The organism is Nonomuraea spiralis (genome assembly GCF_014648435.1).
Taxonomy (GTDB): domain Bacteria; phylum Actinomycetota; class Actinomycetes; order Streptosporangiales; family Streptosporangiaceae; genus Nonomuraea; species Nonomuraea spiralis.
In genome coordinates, this window is record NZ_BMRC01000055.1 from 1 (window position 1) to 15,605 (window position 15,605).

Below are 15,605 nucleotides of genomic sequence, written 5' to 3' on the forward strand. Positions count from 1 at the left end.
CACTTCTTCTCCAGCACGACGTTGCGGCCCTTGGGACCCAAGGTCACCTTGACGGCGTCGGCGAGCTGGTTCATACCGCGCTCGAGACCGCGCCGGGCGTCCTCGTCAAACGCGATCATCTTGGCTGCCATAAGGCTAGACCTCCCAGATGCAGGGTGGCGTGTTCTGGACCGAGCCGACGCCCGCGACGGCATAGGCCTGCATCTCCGTTCGGCAGACCCCATCGTCTCGATCCGAGTTGTTGGCACTCTGCCACACAGAGTGCCAACGAACTGTTTAGCACTCTACCCTGTCGAGTGCAAGCGAGAGACTCGCCACCCCAGGTCACCGGGCATGCCCGTTCGTACGGCGAGCCGCCCCTTGAGGTACGGCCCGCCGTGCGACGTCGACGGAGGAAACAGTGGCGGGCCCACACGGACTGCGCTGCCGCGCGTCCCGCCCCGGTGCAACCAGTGCCGGTGGATCAGACCGCGCGGACGGACTCCGCCTGCGGCCCCTTCTGGCCCTGCGTGATCTCGAACTCGACACGCTGTCCTTGTTCGAGGGAGCGGTACCCGTCCATCATGATCGCTGAGTAATGGACGAATACATCCTTACCACCGTCTACCGCGATGAAGCCGTAGCCCTTGTCCGCGTTGAACCACTTGACGGTGCCCTGCGCCACTTCCGACTCCTCTTACTGGGCTCGCAGATCTCGCCCATTCCTCCGCGAGACCTGTAATCGCATGACTTTTGGGGAAAATCAGCCAGACGATCGCCCTCGACCATACCTGTGGCACAGGGTTTGGCAACAGAGTCAATCGACAAAACGCTAAATTCATCGACGACTGAGTCGTTCAGGGTTGAATTCGGTTCTAAAACAAGAAGGCGCCCACAAGGGGCGCCTTCAAGAGTCGAGAGGTTCGAGCGGTTCAGCCGCCGGCGACGGCCGGGATGATGGAGATCTGAGTGCCTTCTGGGGCGGGAGTGTCGAGCCCTTCGGCGAAACGGACATCCTCTTCACCAACGTAAACGTTGACAAAACGACGAATCTTGCCCGATTCATCCAGAATTCTCGCGCCGATCCCCGGGTAGTCAGAGTCCAGCTTGGCGAGAACGTCACGAAGAGTCGCCCCTTCGCCACTCACCTCGGCGATACCCCCGGTGTACGTGCGCAGAATGGTGGGAATACGCACAGAAACGCTCATGGTTTTCGTTGCCTTTCCTGGGTTGTCAGACAGTCGCGCGGAACGCGTCGAGAGAGGGCCGGATCACGGCGGTGGGCCGCGCGCCGTCGCTGATCGCGTCGAGCGTCTTGAGCCCGTCGCCGGTGTTCAGCACCACGGTCTCGGCCTCGGGGTCGAGCCTGCCCGTCTCGGCGAGCTTCTTCAGCACGCCCACCGTGACGCCGCCCGCGGTCTCGGCGAAGATGCCCTCGGTCGAGGCCAGCAGCCTGATCGCGGCGACGATCTCGGGATCCGTGACGTCCTCGACGCCCCCGCCCGTACGCCGGGCGATGTCCAGCACGTACGGCCCGTCGGCCGGGTTGCCGATGGCCAGCGACTTGGCGATCGTGTCCGGCTTGACCGGCTGGACCACGTCGTGCCCCGCCTTGTACGCCGTCGAGACCGGCGAGCACCCGGCCGCCTGCGCCCCGAAGACCTTGTACGGCGTGTCCTCGACCAGCCCGAGCGCGATCAGCTCCTTGAAACCCTTGTCGATCTTGGTGAGCTGCGAGCCCGACGCGATGGGGATGACGATCTGCTCGGGCAGCCGCCAGCCGAGCTGCTCGGCGATCTCGTACGCGAGCGTCTTGGACCCCTCGGCGTAGTAGGGCCGCAGGTTGACGTTGACGAACCCCCATTTGTCGCCCAGCGGGTCGCCGATGAGCTCCGAGCAGAACCGGTTGACCTCGTCGTACGTGCCCTCGATCCCGATCAGCTTGCCCCCGAACACGCGGGCCATGGCGATCTTGGCCTCTTCGAGGTCGGCCGGGATGAACACGCAGGCGTCGAGGCCGGCCCGCGCGGCGGCGGCGGTGACCGCGCCCGCGAGGTTGCCCGTGGAGGAGCAGGAGAGTGTGTGGAAACCGAAGTTCCTGGCCGCCTCGACGGCGATGGCGACCACCCGGTCCTTGAAGGAGTGGGTGGGGTTGCCCGAGTCGTCCTTCACGTACAGGGACTTGAGGCCGAGCGCCTTGCCGAGGTTGCCGGCCTTGACCAGCTTCGTCCAGCCCGGGTTCATGTTGGGCTTGCTCGCGACGTCGGCGGGGACCGGGAGCAGCGAGCGGTAGCGCCAGATGTTGGCGGGACCGGACTCGATGTCCGCGCGGGTCACCCGGCCGAAGGAGTAGGCCGCCTCCAGCGGCCCGAAACACTCCAGACAGGCGAAGCTGGGACCCAGGGGGTAGCGCGTGCCGCACTCGCGGCAGGACAGAGCGACGGCAGGACCAAAGTCGAGCGACATGAAGCGAGGCCTTCCCTCATCTTCGCCCGCGGCCACCTTGACCGCGAACCGGAATTGGCACCTTGTCCCGGTCGGCCTCGCCAGGTCGCGAGTACAAGCCGGGAGGGTTGCCGGGGCTTCGCAGGGCCGGTCCCTCCACCCCTCTGGATGAGCAATATTCAGTTGTTCGAAAAGGACTCTACCTTCTCAAGTGGTGGAAACAACCACCCGTCTCACCATGCGAGAGAACTCGTCTCAGCGATAGTCCTCCCCCAGGACTCCCTGCACGTACTTGCGGGCTTGGTGGATGCGGGACTTGGCGGTGCCGAGCGGGATGTTGAGCTGCTCGGCGACCTCGTTGTAGTCGAGCTGGACGATGTCGCGCAGCACCAGCGCCTGCGCCAGGTCGGGCTTGTCGGCCTCCAGCGCCTCCATGGCGTCGAGGAGGTCGAGCCGCGAGCCCGCGATCACGCTGACCCGCCGCGCGTCCGGCTTCTGCATGGGCAGCTCCTCCGACGTCTGCTCGGCGGCCCTGCGCTTCAGCGACCGGTACGTGGTGCGCGCGCAGTTGGCGGTCACGATGTGCAGCCAGGTGCTGAACCTGGCCCGCCCCTCGAACCGCCCGATGTTGCGCGCCACGGCCAGCAAAGTGTCCTGTGAGGCTTCTTCCGCGTCCTGGTGATAGGGCAGGATCCGGGCACAGTGGCGCATCACGTCAGGCTCGATCCTGGCCAGGAGCTCGCCGAGCGCGCGATGGTCTCCTGCCGCGGCCGAGCGGGCGAGTTCCTCGGTTAGCTCATCTAGCGCCATAGCTGGGATCCTATGGGCGAAGGGAGCCCGAATGAACAGCGTCCTCGTGGCCTCCAACCGCGGACCGGTCTCGTTCACCGTCGACGACGACGGTGAGCTGAGCATGAAACGCGGTGGTGGGGGCCTGGTCTCGGGCCTGACGGGAGTGGCCAAGGAACACGGCGTGCTGTGGGTGTGCGCCGCGCTCTCCGACGGCGACCGCAGCGCCGTACGCCTGGCGCCGGGCGGGCGGCTCGACCGCGCCGGCTACGACACGGGCGCGCTGCGCATGCTCGACATCCCCGCGGCCACCTTCCACCGCGCCTACAACGCCGTGGCCAACTCCACACTCTGGTTCGTCAACCACCTGCTGTACGACATCCCCAACTCGCCCTGCTTCGGCACGAAGTTCCGCCGCGAATGGGAGTCCTACCGCGACTACAACGGCGCGTTCGCGCTGGCGCTGGCCGAGGAGGCCGGGCACGGCGCGCGCGTGATGGTGCAGGACTACCACCTGACGCTCACCCCGGCGATGCTCCGCGCCGAACGTCCCGACCTGCGCATCGCTCATTTCAGCCACACGCCGTGGGCGCCGCCCGAGTACTTCTCCCTGCTGCCCGACGAGGTGACCAGGGAGGTCCTGGACGGCATCCTGGGGGCCGACCACGCGGGCTTCCTCACCAGGCGGTGGGCGGCGGCGTTCATGGACTGCTGCGAGGCGCTGCTCGGCGCGCGGGTCGACCGCGCCGCCGGCACGGTCGCCCACGAGGGCAGGACGACCCGCGTCGGCGTCCACAGCCTGGGGGTGGACGGCGCGGCGTTGTGGGCGCGGGCCTGCGAGCCCGACGTCGAGTCGCACATGGCCGCGCTCACCGAGCAGGTGGCCGGGCGCCGGCTGATCGTCCGCATCGACCGCACCGAGCTGTCCAAGAACATCGTGCGCGGCCTGCTGGCCTACCGCGAGTTCCTGGACGCCCACCCGGAGTGGCACGGGAAGGTGGTCCACCTGGCCTTCGCCTACCCCAGCCGGCACGACCTGCCCGAGTACCGCGAGTACACCGCCTCGGTGCAGCGCTGCGCCCGTGAGATCGAGGACGCGTACGCCACCGAGGACTGGGACCCGGTCATCCTCAACGTCAACGACGACTACCCGCGTTCGCTGGCCGCGTACCGGCTGGCGGACGTGTTGCTGGTCAACCCCATCCGCGACGGGATGAACCTGGTGGCCAAGGAGGGGCCCGTACTGTCGCCGCGCTGCGCCCTGGTGCTCTCGCGCGAGGCGGGGGCGGCGGCCGAGCTGGGGCCGTACGCGCTGGTCGTCAACCCCTACGACGTGAGCGGCACCGCCGCCGCCCTGCACGAGGCGCTGGTCATGCCCGAGGACGAACGCCGGCGCCGCCGCGACCTGCTGCACGCGGCGGCTACAGCACTGCCGCCGCACAAGTGGCTGGAATCCCAGCTCGACGCCCTGCTTTAACATGAGATGTCGGGTTTGCTGCGGATGACGGAGGCTGCCGAGTGTCGACGGTCTCAACGCCCATCCGGCTCGTCAGAGACCGTCCGACCTGGCTGATCTACCTCCTGCTCGGCACCTTCGCCACGTTCCTGTACGGCCTGAGCGCCGCCCTCCCGCTCCTGCGCGCCGACCAGCACACCACGGCCACCGTGGCCGGGCTGCACGGCACCGCCATGGCGGTCGGCACGATCGGGGCCGGGCTCGTCCTCCCCCTGCTCACCAGGCTCCTCGGCCGGCGCGCGACGAGCTGGCTCGGCCTGGCCGGGATGAACGCCGGCGTGCTGCTCGTCCTGGCCACCTCGGCGCTGCCCCTGACGCTCCTCGGGTACGGCGTGGCGGGCGGCTTCGGCTCGGTCATGCTCTACGCGGCGATGGCCGAGCTCAGCGACCACCACGGGCCCGCCGGGCCGGCCGCGCTCAGCGAGGCCAACGCGGTGGGCGTGCTGGTGGGGATGGTGGCCACGTTCGCGCTCAGCCAGGTGGCGCAGAGCGCGCTCGGCTGGCGGGCCGCCCTGCTGCTCACCCCGGCCGCCAGCGTCGTGCTCGCGCTCACGCTGGGCCGTACCTGGCCGGCGCCTCGCGAGGCCGCCGCGACCCGCGCCGAAGCCCCCCTCGTCCCCTCGGCCGGGGGCGGCGGGTGGCGTTTCCAGCTCGCCGGGGCCGTGCTGTTCTGCTGCGTGGCCCTGGAGTTCTCGTTCAACCTGTGGGCCGCCGACCTGTTCGCCTTCAGGACGGGCGTGACGGCGGCGGTCGCGGCCACCGGGCTGACGGCGTTCGTCAGCGGCATGGCGGCGGGCAGGTTCGCTGGCGCGCAGCTCGCGCTGCGGTTGCCGGCCGCGCCGCTGTTCGCCGGCGCTCTGGGGCTGACGGCACTCGGGTGGCTGCTGTTCTGGACGAGCACCGTGCCGGTGTTGTCGTACGCGGGGCTGGCGCTGAGCGGGCTGGGCGCGTCCCTGCACTTCCCGCTCGCGCTGAGCGCCCTGATCGTCGCCTCCGGCGACCGCGCGGACCGCGCGGCGGCCGCCTCGCCCGTGTGGGCGGGCGCCGCCATGGCGATCGGCCCGCTGCTGCTCGGCGCGCTGGCCGACGGCTACGGCACCGGGACCGCGTTCCTGCTGGTGCCCGTGGTCATCGGCCTCGCGGTGGCCGGGCTGATCATGTCCAGTCGGCGTACTTGAGCGTGTCGGTCAGGCCGGGCGTGTTCCACTGGTCCACGACGAGGATCCGGCTCTTCGGCAGATACCACTCGCGCTGCGTGAACGTGCCCTTCACCCCGCCGCCGGAGTAGCTGACGCACTTCGCCCGCCAGGCGTTGTAGGCGGCCTTGTGGCCCGGCCCGACCTGCCGGTAGCCCCGGGTGACCTGAGGGCCGACGACCTCGCCCCACTTCCGGTTGAACGGGCACGGCTGCACGTCACTGGCCGGATAGTACGGATCCTTGCCCGTGTAGGGCCCGAACCCCTCGGCCCCCCGCTTGATCGCGCCGGGCCCGAGGATGTAGAAGGCGTCGCACTCGGGCGAGCCCCAGCCCTGCGGCTTGGCGCATTTGCCGGTGACCACCTGCACGTAGTCGGCGCCCTGGTGGTGGACCACCCACTCGATCGGGATGTAGAGCGTCAGGCCGCCGCGCAGCTTGAGCTGCTGGGCGGGAGCGGCGGAGGCGGGCCCGGGGACGGCGAGCACGGCGGCCAGGGCCGCGGCCGAGGCGGCTGCGACGGCGAGAGATCGTCTTGACATGCGCACCAACGTAGGACCCGCCACTTGCAGCCCAATCACGAACGACTGAAGGCCGTCGTCAGCTCCCGCAGCAGCGCCACCACCCCGTCGGGCCCGTCGACCACGATGTCGGCCCGTTCGGCCAGCGCGGTCACCTCGGCCGAGCCGCTGCACACGGTCACGCCGGGCAGCCCCGAGGCGCGTACGGCGTCGAAGGCGGCCAGGTCGCCGAGGTCGTCGCCGACGAACATGACCGATCTGGCGTCCCGCTCGGCCAGGAAGAGCCCGAGCGCGTGCCCCTTGTCCATGCCGGGCGGCCGCAGCTCCAGGACCATGCGACCCGGCTCGATCACCAGGCCGTGCTTGGCGGCCAGCGCGGCCAGCGGCTCGCGCAGCGCGGCGAACGCGCCCTCGGGGTCGGGGGCGCGCCGGGTGTGCACGGCCACCGCCCGGCCCTTGTCCTCGATCGACACGTCGTGGAGACCGAGCGAGTCGAGCAGCAGCGGCAGCTCGGCCGCGGCGCGGGGCACGCCGGGTGGCGGCGGCGGCGCGGAGACCCGTCCGTCCTCCCACCGCTCGAAGCCGTAGTGGCCGAGCACCACGAGACCGGGCACACCGGTCAGCCCCGGCCCGAGTTCGAGCGCGGTGGCCACCGGTCTGCCGGTCACGATGACCACGGCACCGACGTGGGCGCCCAGCTCGGCGAGCACGTCGGGGGCCGCGGGGTGGATCTTCGCGGAGGCGGGATCGGGCACGATCGGCGACAGGGTTCCGTCGAAGTCGAGCCCGATCACGGCGCCGGACGGATCTTTCAGGATCGCTTCCATACCAGGGATGTTCCTCACGCGGCTGCCGTACCCAGCCGGTCAGGGACGCATGCCGAGCCGTCTCGCCGCACGGTCACGCTGACGGGTGGAGCGTAACCTTCGCAACCGTTTGACCAGCATCGGGTCGTGCTCCAGCGCCTCCGGCCTGTCGATCAACTCGCCGAGCAACTGGTAGTAGCGGGTGGCCGAGAACCCGAAGGTCTCCTTGATGGCCTGCTCCTTGGCGCCCGCGTGACGCCACCACTGGCGTTCGAAGGCGAGGAGCTCCTGATCGCGATCGGTGAGGGGTTGGTGGGACGGTTCCTGGGCAGCATCGTCACCGCTGAGCGGTGTTCCCATCATGTCCTCCTCGGGAAGGGGCGTACGACTCGCATCGCACGCGGCGCGGCCCGTGGCCAATCGTAATGTGCGGAGTGCGGCTGTTCACGGCGGATTGCCGGACGTACAGTCACCAAATGTGACCCCAGTCATCACGCTCCTCACCGACTACGGGCTCGAAGACGGCTATGTGGCCGCCTGCCATGGGGTGATCGCCGGGATCGCGCCGCACGCGCGGGTGATCGACGTGTGTCACCTGGTGCCGTCCGGCGACGTACGGCGTGGCGCGGCGATCCTCGCCCAGACCATCCCGTACCTCCCCGAGGGCGTCCACATCGGCGCGGTCGATCCCGGCACGGGCGGCGCGCGGCGCTCGGTGGCGGTCGAGGCGGGCGGCCGGGTGTTCATCGGCCCCGACAACGGCCTGCTGTCCTGGGCGGTACGCGCCAGCGGCGGCGCGCGGGCCGCGTACGCGCTCAGCAACGAGGAGCACTTCCTGCGGCCGGTGTCGCCGACCTTCCCCGGCCGGGACGTGTTCTCGCCGGTCGCCGGGCGGCTGGCCGGCGGGCTGGACCCGACCGAGCTGGGGCCCCGGGTGCCGGTCGAGCGGCTGGTCTCGCTGCCCGAGCCGACCTCGCTGCTTCGGGACGGCTCGGTCGAGGGCGAGGTCGTCTCGGTCGACCGCTACGGCAACACGCAGTTGTCGATCGCGGCGGGCGACCTGCACGCGCTGGGCGTCCAGGTGGGCGACACGCTGGGGGTGTGGCTCGGGCGGCGGCAGCTCGCGATGCCCTACCGGGCGACGTTCGCGGCGGTGCCGCCGGGCGAGCTGGTGGCGTTCGCGGACGCGGCGGGGCTGATCGCCATCGCGATCAACTCAGGGGACGCGGCGCAACGGCTGGGGCTCCCACCTGGGGCGCATGTCCGACTTTCCCCAACACCTTAGGGCGAATACCCGCATAACAGTAATTACTCCGCGTATCGGTCTGTTTACCGAAGCGTCGGAATAGGCCGGTGGCCGCGTGCCAGAATGCACGGCAGATCGGGCGTCCCTCCCCTCCCGTTCGAGGATGACGTGTACCAACTGTCCGCCGTGCCGCTCCCGCCAATGTCCGCGTTCCGGCCGCCCGCCGGAACGCCCGTGCCGCGCCGGACGCCGGCCCGATGAGGGTGCTCGCGCCTATGCTGCCGGTTCTGGTGCTGGTCGCCGGGGTCGCGGGCGCGTCCCCTGGCGCGTCGGACGACGTGTGCTCGGCCGCGCGGGCCGGGCAGTGGCAGCTCGCCGCGCTGCGCCTGCCCGAGGCGTGGCGGGAGAGCAGGGGCGCGGGCGTCGTGGTGGCCGTGCTGGACACCGGCGTGAACGGCCGCCACCCCGACCTGCGGGGCGCCGTGACCGAGGGCCCCGACCTGACCGGGGCGTCCCCGCGGCTCTCGGGGCGCCACGGCACCGCCATGGCCGGCCTGATCGCCGGCCGCGGGCACGGCGAGCGGCACGCCGAGGGCGTGATGGGCGTGGCCCCCGCGGCCAGGGTGTTGTCGATCAGGGTCACGCTGGAGAACGCCGACCCGCTGCGCGCCGAGCGGCGTTCCGTCCGCCGCGACGCCCTGGCCGCCGGCATCAGGTACGCGGCCGACCACGGCGCGGACGTGATCAGCATGTCGCTCGGCGGCGGCAGCGGCTCATGGGAGGGCTCGGCGGCCGAGGAGCGGGCCGTGCGGTACGCGATCGGCCGCGGCGCGGTCCTGGTGGCCTCGGCGGGCAACGACGGCGACACGGCCAACAGGAAGAACTTCCCGGCCGCGTACCCGGGCGTGATCGCCGTGGGCGCGGTGGACCGGCGGCTCAGGGTGGCGCCGTTCTCCAACCGCCAGGACTACCTGTCGGTGGTCGCGCCGGGCACGGACGTCGTCACGGCCGACGGCGGCGACGCGTACGCGGTGGGCGACGGCACCAGCTCGGCGGCGGCGCTGGTCGCGGGCGTGGCGGCCCTGGTGCGGTCGGCCCATCCGGGGTTGTCGCCGTACCACGTGCGGCTGGCGATCGAGCGGGGCGCCAGGAAGCGGCCCGCGCGCGGCCACAGCCCGGCCTACGGGCACGGGGTGGCCGACGCCCTCCTCGCCCTGTGGGAGGCCGGGAGGCTGGCGCACGGGACCGTCCCGCCGCATGCCCGGCCCGGCCCGTTCGCCGGCAGCCCGGGTCCGGCCGCCGGGCGGGGGCCGGCCGTCCCGCCGCCCGCCTCCAGGACGCCGATCGTGGCGGGGATGCTGGTGCTGGCGGCGGCCATGTCGGTCCGGGTGGTCTCGACGCGGCGGCGGCGCGGGAGGGATTCAGCCTAGCAAGCGCTTGTGTAATACTCCTGTCCATGACCCTAGCGATCGACGGCTGGTTCGCCATCGACGACGACGGAACCACCCACCTCATCGGCACCACCTGCCTGACCTGCGGGACCGTCGCCTTCCCGCCGCAGCGGGGGCTGTGCCGCAACCCGCGCTGCGAGGGCGAGGAGACGGCCGCGACCAGGTTGCCGAGGCGCGGGCGTGTCTGGTCCTACACCGACGCCTGCTACCCGCCGCCGGAGCCGTACGTGGCGGCGCGGCCGTACCGGCCGGTCACGCTGGCCGCGGTCGAGCTCGACGGCGCGGGGCTGGTGGTGCTCGGCCAGGTCAAGGACCTCACGGTCGACGACCTGGCGGTGGGCATGGAGCTGGAGCTGGTCAACGGGCCGCTGGCCGACGGCCCGCTGATGTGGATGTGGGGGCGGGCCTCGTGAGCGGCGTGGTGGTGCTCGGCGCGGGCATGCATCCGTGGGGCAAGTGGGGCCGTCCCTTCGTGGAGTACGGCGTCGCCGCGGCCCGCGCCGCCCTGCGCGACGCCGGCGTGTCCTGGCCCGACGTCCAGTACGTGGTGGGCGCCGACACGATCAGGAACGGCTACCCGGGCTTCGTCGCCGGCGCCACGTACGCCCAGGCCCTCGGCTGGACGGGCGCCAGGATCGCCTCCTGCTACGCCGCCTGCGCCTCCGGGGCCCAGGCCGTGGACATCGCGCGTACGAGGATCATGGCCGGGCTGTGCGACGTGGCGCTCGTCGTGGGCGCGGACTCCACCCCCAAGGGCTTCTTCAAGCCGGTCGGCGGCGACCGTCCCGACGACCCCGACTGGCTGCGCTTCCGCCTGCTCGGCGCGTCCAACCCCGCCTACTTCGGCCTCTACGCCCGCCGCCGCATGGCCCTGTACGGCTCCACCCGCGAGGACTTCGCCGCCGTCAAGGTCAAGAACGCGCGCGCCGGCTCGCTCAACCCCATGGCCCGCTACCGCGCCCCGGTGACCGCCGACCAGGTGCTCGCCTCGCCCATGGTGGCCGACCCGCTGCGCCTGATGGACATCTGCGCCACCTCCGACGGGGGCGCCGCCGTCGTACTGGCCTCGGAGGCGTACGCGCGGCGCCTCGGCGCGACCGGCCTGGTACGCCTGGCCGCCGTCTCCACGGTGACGCCCACCTTCCCCAACGCGGTCCTGGAGCTGCCGAACTTCGCCACCGACTCCTGTGCCGCCGTTCCCGCGCCTGAAAGGCCCTTCAGAGCGGCGATCGCGCACTCGGCGTACGAGGAGGCCGGTACGGGCCCCGAGGACGTCTCCTTCGCCGAGGTGTACGACCTGTCCACCGCGCTGGAGCTGGACTGGGTGGAGGACGTAGGTCTGTGCCCGCCGGGCGAGGCGGACAAGCTGCTGCGGGCCGGCGAGACTGCGCTCGGCGGCCGGGTGCCCGTCAACCCGTCGGGCGGCCTGGCCTCCTTCGGCGAGGCGATCCCGGCCCAGGCGATCGCGCAGCTGTGCGAGCTGACGTACCAGCTGAGGGGCTCGGCGGGCGCGCGCCAGGTGCCCGGCGCGCGCGTCGGACTGGCCGTCAACCAGGGGTTGTTCGGCCACGGCTCGGCGATCGTGGCCACGACATGACAAGGCCCTCCGGGAAACTCTCCCGGAGGGCCTTTCAGGTCCCTTTCGGGTCAGCCCGCGTGGACCACGTCGTGCGTCTCGGCGAAGTGGCAGGCACTCTCGTGCCCGGTCCCCGGCCGGATCTGCAACAACGGCTCCTCCTCCGCGCAGATCTCCTGCGCCTTCCAGCACCGGGTGCGGAAACGGCACCCGGACGGCGGGTTGGCGGGCGAGGGCGGGTCGCCCTGCAGGATGATCCGCTCGCGCTGCTCCCGGCCCTCGGGGTCGGGAACCGGCACCGCCGACAGCAGTGCCTGCGTGTACGGATGAGCGGGCTTGTCGTAGATCTCGACGTCCTTGCCGAGTTCCACGAACTTGCCCAGGTACATCACGCCCACCCGGTCCGAGATGTGCCGGACCACCGACAGGTCGTGGGCGATGAAGATGTAGGCCAGGTTGAACTCGTTCTGCAGCCGCTCCAGCAGGTTGATCACCTGGGCCTGGATCGACACGTCCAGCGCCGAGACGGGCTCGTCGCAGACGATGATCTCGGGCTGGAGCGCCAGGCCGCGGGCGATGCCGATGCGCTGCCGCTGGCCGCCCGAGAACTGGTGCGGGTAGCGGTTGATGTGGTCGGGGTTGAGCCCGACGACCTCCAGCAGCTCCTGCACCTTCTGGCGGCGGTCGCCCTTGGGCGCCACCTCGGTGTGGATCTCGTACGGCTCGCCGATGATGTCGCCGACGGTCATCCGGGGGTTCAGCGAGGTGTACGGGTCCTGCATCACCATCTGGATGTTGCGGCGCATGCGCTTCAGCTCGCCGCCCCTGGCCCTGGCGATGTCCTTGCCGTTGATCTTCACCGAGCCCGAGGTCGGCCGCTCCAGCGCCATCAGCACCTTGGCCAGCGTGGACTTGCCGCAGCCCGACTCGCCCACGATGCCCAGCGTCTCGCCCCGGTTCAGGTCGAACGACACGCCGTCCACGGCCTTGATCGCGCCGATCTGCTTCTTGAGGACGATGCCCTGGGTCAGGGGGAAGTGCTTGACCAGGTCGCGAACCTCAAGGATGCGCTCACTGCCGTTCGCCATCGAGGACCTCCCTCCAGTAGTGGCAGGCGCTGCCACGCGTGCCGCTGATCTCGTAGAGCTGGGGGGCGGCGGTCACGCAGTTGTCCTGCCGGTACGGGCACCGGGGATTGAACGCGCACCCGCTCGGCAGGTCGAGCAGGTTGGGCGGCAGACCCTTGATCGCGTACAGGTCCTGGCCCTTGAGGTCCACCCGGGGGATGGACTCCAGCAGGCCCTTCGTGTAAGGGTGCCCCGGCGACCGGTAGATGTCGTGCACCGGGGCGTTCTCCACGATCCGCCCGGCGTACATGACCGAGATCTTGTCGGCCACGTCCGCCACGACGCCCAGGTCGTGGGTGATCAGGATCATGCCCATCTGGCTCTCGCGCTGCAACTCGGCCAGCAGTTCCATGATCTGCGCCTGGACCGTCACGTCCAGGGCGGTGGTCGGCTCGTCGGCGATCAGCACCTCGGGGTCGAGCGCGATCGACATCGCGATCATGATGCGCTGCCGCATGCCGCCCGAGAACTGGTGCGGATAGTCGTTGACGCGCTGCCGGGCGGCCGGGATGCGGACCTTGTCCATGAGCTCGATGGCCTTGTTCATGCCGTCGCGCTTGGACATGCCGCGGTGGACCCGGAACATCTCGCTGATCTGCCAGCCCACGGTGAACACCGGGTTGAGCGCCGAGAGGGCGTCCTGGAAGACCATCGCGATGCGCTGGCCGCGCACCTGGGTGCGGGCGTCGTCCGAGAGCTTGAGCAGGTCGGTGCCCTTGAAGCGGATCTCGCCCTTCGGGATGACGGCCGGCGGCATGTCCAGGATGCCCATGATCGCCTGAGCGGTCACGGACTTGCCCGAACCCGACTCGCCGAGCACCGCCAGCGTCTCACCGGGGTTGACCGTGTAGCTCACGCCGTTCACCGCGCGCACGGCGCCCTGACGCGTACGGAACTCCACGTGCAGGTCGTCCACCGCGAGCAGCGGCTCGTTGCCCAGCCCTCCCTCGGCGGGCAACACGTCTGTCGACGTCTTCTTCACTTTCATCCCCCCTTCTACCTGAGCTTCGGATCGAGAGCGTCGCGCACGGCGTCGCCCAGCATGATGAACGCGAGCACCGTGACGCTCAGGAACAGGGCCGGGAAGAACAGCGGCAGCGACGCGTCGAGGAACCTGGGCCGGGCGTCGGCGATCATGAGACCCCACGAGATGTCCGGCGACTGCACGCCCACCCCGAGGAACGACAGCGCCGCCTCGGCCGCGATGAAACCGCCGAGGTTGATCGTGCTGACCACGATGACCGGCGCCAGCGAGTTCGGCAGCAGGTGCTTGAACATGATCCGCCACTGGCCCGCGCCCACCGCCCGCGCCGCGACCACGAAGTCCTGGCTCTTCGCGGTGATCACCGAGGCCCGCATGATGCGGAACACCATCGGCCAGCCGAGCACGGCCAGGGCCGCGATGACCAGCAGGATGCTGTTGATGCCGCTGTCACGGAAGGTCGCGGCGATCAGCAGGGCGCCCAGGATCGGCGGGATGGCGAAGAAGATCTCGGTGACCCGGGAGGAGACCGAGTCGATCACGCCGCTGCGGAAGCCGGCGAAGAGCCCGAGCAGGCCACCCACGATCATGGTGAGGATCGTGGTCGTCACGCCGATCACGATCGAGTTGCGCGCGCCGTAGATCGTCCTGGCGAACACGTCACAACCCTGGCTGTCCTTGCCGAACGGGTGTCCCACGCTGGGGAGCTGCCGGGCGGTGGACAGGTCGCAGGTCTGGGCGTTGGTCGGGTCGATCGAGGTGAACAACGACGGCCAGAACGCCATGACCAGCAGGATCGTGATCAGCACCGCGGAGATGATGAACATCGGCCGGCGCCGCAGGTCGTACCAGGCGTCGGTCCACAGGCTCGCCGGCTTGTCCTGCTTCTGCTTCCCGCGCTTGCCCTGCTTGCCGGGGGACGGCGCCGCCGGCACCTCCGTGACCAGCGACTTCGCTTCCGGCGGCATGGGCCCGACGTTTGCTTCGTTACTCATAGCGGATCCTCGGGTCGAGCACTGCGTACAACATGTCGACGACCAGGTTGGCCAGGATGTAGATCAGCACCAGCACGGTCACGATGCCCACGACGACCGGCTGTTCTCGCAGCAGGATCGAGTTGAACAGCTGGTTGCCGATGCCCGGCAGGTTGAAGATCGTCTCCGTGATGACCGCGCCGCCCATCAGGTTCCCGAGGTCGGCGCCGAGGTAGGTGACCAGCGGGATCAGCGCGTTGCGGAGACCGTGCCTGCCGATGACGCGGCGTTTGGACAGGCCCTTGGCGGTCGCCGTACGGATGTAGTCGGCACGCAGTGTCTCCACCAGGCTCGTCCGCGTCAGCCTGGTGAGATAGGCGATCGACGTGCCGGCGAGCACGAAACCGGGCAGCAGATAGCTGCGGAACCCGGCCGAGATGCCCGCCACGGGGAAGATGTCGCTCCCCGTCCACAGTTTGAGCTTGACTCCGAGTACGAGTTGCAGCACGAAGCCCGTCACCAGAGTGGGGACGGAGATGAGCAGCAGCGTCGAGGCGAGGATGGCGGTGTCGGAGGCCCTGCCGCGGCGCAGCGCCGCCCACAGGCCGAGGCCGACGCCGACGATGGCCTCCATGACGAGGGCCGTCAGCGCGAGGTTCAGCGTGACCTGGAACTTGCCGGCCATGAGTTGCGAGACCGGGATCCTGGAGAAGGTGGTCCCGAAGTCCCCGTGGAGGAGCACGCCGCTGAGGTAGTACCAGTACTGCAGCAGCAGCGGATCATTCAGGTGGTACTGGTCGCGCAGGACCTCGGCCACGGCCGGGTCCAGACGCTTCTCGCCCGCCAGTGCCTGGATGGGGTCGCCGGGCAGAGCGAAGACGACCGCGAAGATGAGTAGCGTGGCGCCGAGCAGGACGGGTATCGCCTGCAGCAGTCGCCTGATGACATAACGGCCCATTCAAGCCCTCCGGTACATGCGTGGAGGCAGTCACCCTCGT

17 protein-coding genes and 1 riboswitch are annotated in these 15,605 nt (G+C 70.3%); of the genes, 6 read left to right on the forward strand and 11 right to left on the reverse strand.

Translation table 11 applies throughout. The features are described 5' to 3' along the window. Positions 1 to 463: 463 nt before the first annotated feature. The 4 genes from IEZ27_RS51830 to IEZ27_RS51845 form a co-directional block, all read right to left on the reverse strand. Positions 464 to 664 carry a cold-shock protein gene (locus tag IEZ27_RS51830; protein WP_068927743.1) on the reverse strand — a complete coding sequence of 67 codons (201 nt, stop codon included), beginning with the start codon at positions 662 to 664 and terminating at the stop codon, positions 464 to 466. Positions 665 to 911: 247 nt separating this feature from the next. Then, positions 912 to 1,187: a MoaD/ThiS family protein gene (locus IEZ27_RS51835; protein ID WP_189654049.1), complete on the reverse strand. Its 276-nt coding sequence runs from the start codon at positions 1,185 to 1,187 to the stop codon at positions 912 to 914. A 25-nt stretch (positions 1,188 to 1,212) separates the two neighbouring features. Next, positions 1,213 to 2,445, reverse strand: coding sequence for a threonine synthase (gene thrC, locus IEZ27_RS51840; RefSeq protein WP_189654050.1), 1,233 nt, complete (start codon positions 2,443 to 2,445; stop codon positions 1,213 to 1,215). A 13-nt stretch (positions 2,446 to 2,458) separates the two neighbouring features. Then, a riboswitch (SAM riboswitch) is annotated at positions 2,459 to 2,599 on the reverse strand. Positions 2,600 to 2,679: 80 nt separating this feature from the next. Further along, complete coding sequence (locus tag IEZ27_RS51845) at positions 2,680 to 3,234, reverse strand: RNA polymerase sigma factor (RefSeq protein ID WP_189654051.1); 555 nt, start codon at positions 3,232 to 3,234, stop codon at positions 2,680 to 2,682. A gap of 31 nt (positions 3,235 to 3,265) precedes the next feature. On the opposite strand from IEZ27_RS51845, the gene IEZ27_RS51850 reads away from it, so the two are divergent. Next, positions 3,266 to 4,690, forward strand: a complete 1,425-nt coding sequence (locus IEZ27_RS51850) for an alpha,alpha-trehalose-phosphate synthase (UDP-forming) (RefSeq protein WP_189654052.1) — start codon at positions 3,266 to 3,268, stop codon at positions 4,688 to 4,690. Between the two features lie 41 nt (positions 4,691 to 4,731). Continuing rightward, positions 4,732 to 5,907 (forward strand): MFS transporter, encoded by a 1,176-nt coding sequence (locus IEZ27_RS51855; protein ID WP_189654053.1) that lies wholly within the window; start codon positions 4,732 to 4,734, stop codon positions 5,905 to 5,907. Here IEZ27_RS51855 and IEZ27_RS51860 read toward each other — a convergent pair. The 3 genes from IEZ27_RS51860 to IEZ27_RS51870 are packed head-to-tail and all read right to left on the reverse strand — an operon-like array spanning position 5,885 to position 7,611. Continuing rightward, positions 5,885 to 6,466 carry a hypothetical protein gene (locus IEZ27_RS51860; protein ID WP_189654054.1) on the reverse strand — a complete coding sequence of 194 codons (582 nt, stop codon included), beginning with the start codon at positions 6,464 to 6,466 and terminating at the stop codon, positions 5,885 to 5,887. The two genes, IEZ27_RS51855 and IEZ27_RS51860, sit on opposite strands and share 23 nt — an antisense overlap. Positions 6,467 to 6,501: 35 nt before the next feature. Continuing rightward, positions 6,502 to 7,272: a trehalose-phosphatase gene (gene otsB, locus IEZ27_RS51865; RefSeq protein ID WP_189654055.1), complete on the reverse strand. Its 771-nt coding sequence runs from the start codon at positions 7,270 to 7,272 to the stop codon at positions 6,502 to 6,504. Positions 7,273 to 7,311: 39 nt separating this feature from the next. Then, complete coding sequence (locus IEZ27_RS51870; RefSeq protein ID WP_125649384.1) at positions 7,312 to 7,611, reverse strand: DUF3263 domain-containing protein; 300 nt, start codon at positions 7,609 to 7,611, stop codon at positions 7,312 to 7,314. Positions 7,612 to 7,729: 118 nt separating this feature from the next. Between IEZ27_RS51870 and IEZ27_RS51875 the strand changes: the two genes are divergently transcribed. From IEZ27_RS51875 to IEZ27_RS51890, 4 genes are all read left to right on the forward strand, one after another. Beyond that, on the forward strand, positions 7,730 to 8,536 hold the full coding sequence (locus IEZ27_RS51875; RefSeq protein WP_229825132.1) for an SAM hydrolase/SAM-dependent halogenase family protein: 807 nt from the start codon (positions 7,730 to 7,732) through the stop codon (positions 8,534 to 8,536). Positions 8,537 to 8,772: 236 nt separating this feature from the next. Continuing rightward, a complete protein-coding gene (locus IEZ27_RS51880; RefSeq protein ID WP_189654057.1) occupies positions 8,773 to 9,927 on the forward strand; it encodes a S8 family serine peptidase in 1,155 nt (384 codons plus the stop codon). A 26-nt stretch (positions 9,928 to 9,953) separates the two neighbouring features. Next, positions 9,954 to 10,361: a Zn-ribbon domain-containing OB-fold protein gene (locus IEZ27_RS51885; protein WP_189654058.1), complete on the forward strand. Its 408-nt coding sequence runs from the start codon at positions 9,954 to 9,956 to the stop codon at positions 10,359 to 10,361. Beyond that, complete coding sequence (locus IEZ27_RS51890) at positions 10,358 to 11,545, forward strand: lipid-transfer protein (RefSeq protein ID WP_229825150.1); 1,188 nt, start codon at positions 10,358 to 10,360, stop codon at positions 11,543 to 11,545. The genes IEZ27_RS51885 and IEZ27_RS51890 overlap by 4 nt, the downstream gene beginning before the upstream one ends. A 50-nt stretch (positions 11,546 to 11,595) precedes the next feature. On the opposite strand, the gene IEZ27_RS51895 is transcribed toward IEZ27_RS51890, so the two are convergent. From IEZ27_RS51895 to IEZ27_RS51910, 4 genes are read right to left on the reverse strand one after another with little or no spacing between them, the layout of a single operon-like run. Continuing rightward, positions 11,596 to 12,612 carry an ABC transporter ATP-binding protein gene (locus IEZ27_RS51895; RefSeq protein ID WP_189654060.1) on the reverse strand — a complete coding sequence of 339 codons (1,017 nt, stop codon included), beginning with the start codon at positions 12,610 to 12,612 and terminating at the stop codon, positions 11,596 to 11,598. Then, a complete protein-coding gene (locus IEZ27_RS51900; protein ID WP_229825153.1) occupies positions 12,596 to 13,633 on the reverse strand; it encodes an ABC transporter ATP-binding protein in 1,038 nt (345 codons plus the stop codon). Before IEZ27_RS51900 ends, IEZ27_RS51895 begins: the two co-directional genes overlap by 17 nt. 14 nt (positions 13,634 to 13,647) lie before the next feature. Next, positions 13,648 to 14,628 (reverse strand): ABC transporter permease, encoded by a 981-nt coding sequence (locus tag IEZ27_RS51905; protein WP_229825163.1) that lies wholly within the window; start codon positions 14,626 to 14,628, stop codon positions 13,648 to 13,650. Continuing rightward, on the reverse strand, positions 14,621 to 15,565 hold the full coding sequence (locus IEZ27_RS51910) for an ABC transporter permease (RefSeq protein ID WP_189654061.1): 945 nt from the start codon (positions 15,563 to 15,565) through the stop codon (positions 14,621 to 14,623). The genes IEZ27_RS51905 and IEZ27_RS51910 overlap by 8 nt, the downstream gene beginning before the upstream one ends. Positions 15,566 to 15,605: the final 40 nt, after the last annotated feature.

Bases quoted from the DNA above. Each gene is read 5' to 3' on its own strand.
- IEZ27_RS51835 (WP_189654049.1), bottom strand. From the start codon at position 1,187: ATGAGCGTTTCTGTGCGTATTCCCACCATTCTGCGCACGTACACCGGG.
- thrC (WP_189654050.1), bottom strand. From the start codon at position 2,445: ATGTCGCTCGACTTTGGTCCTGCCGTCGCTCTGTCCTGCCGCGAGTGC.
- IEZ27_RS51845 (WP_189654051.1), bottom strand. From the start codon at position 3,234: ATGGCGCTAGATGAGCTAACCGAGGAACTCGCCCGCTCGGCCGCGGCA.
- IEZ27_RS51850 (WP_189654052.1), top strand. From the start codon at position 3,266: ATGAACAGCGTCCTCGTGGCCTCCAACCGCGGACCGGTCTCGTTCACC.
- IEZ27_RS51860 (WP_189654054.1), bottom strand. From the start codon at position 6,466: ATGTCAAGACGATCTCTCGCCGTCGCAGCCGCCTCGGCCGCGGCCCTG.
- otsB (WP_189654055.1), bottom strand. From the start codon at position 7,272: ATGGAAGCGATCCTGAAAGATCCGTCCGGCGCCGTGATCGGGCTCGAC.
- IEZ27_RS51870 (WP_125649384.1), bottom strand. From the start codon at position 7,611: ATGGGAACACCGCTCAGCGGTGACGATGCTGCCCAGGAACCGTCCCAC.
- IEZ27_RS51880 (WP_189654057.1), top strand. From the start codon at position 8,773: ATGCTGCCGGTTCTGGTGCTGGTCGCCGGGGTCGCGGGCGCGTCCCCT.
- IEZ27_RS51885 (WP_189654058.1), top strand. From the start codon at position 9,954: ATGACCCTAGCGATCGACGGCTGGTTCGCCATCGACGACGACGGAACC.
- IEZ27_RS51895 (WP_189654060.1), bottom strand. From the start codon at position 12,612: ATGGCGAACGGCAGTGAGCGCATCCTTGAGGTTCGCGACCTGGTCAAG.
- IEZ27_RS51905 (WP_229825163.1), bottom strand. From the start codon at position 14,628: ATGAGTAACGAAGCAAACGTCGGGCCCATGCCGCCGGAAGCGAAGTCG.
- IEZ27_RS51910 (WP_189654061.1), bottom strand. From the start codon at position 15,565: ATGGGCCGTTATGTCATCAGGCGACTGCTGCAGGCGATACCCGTCCTG.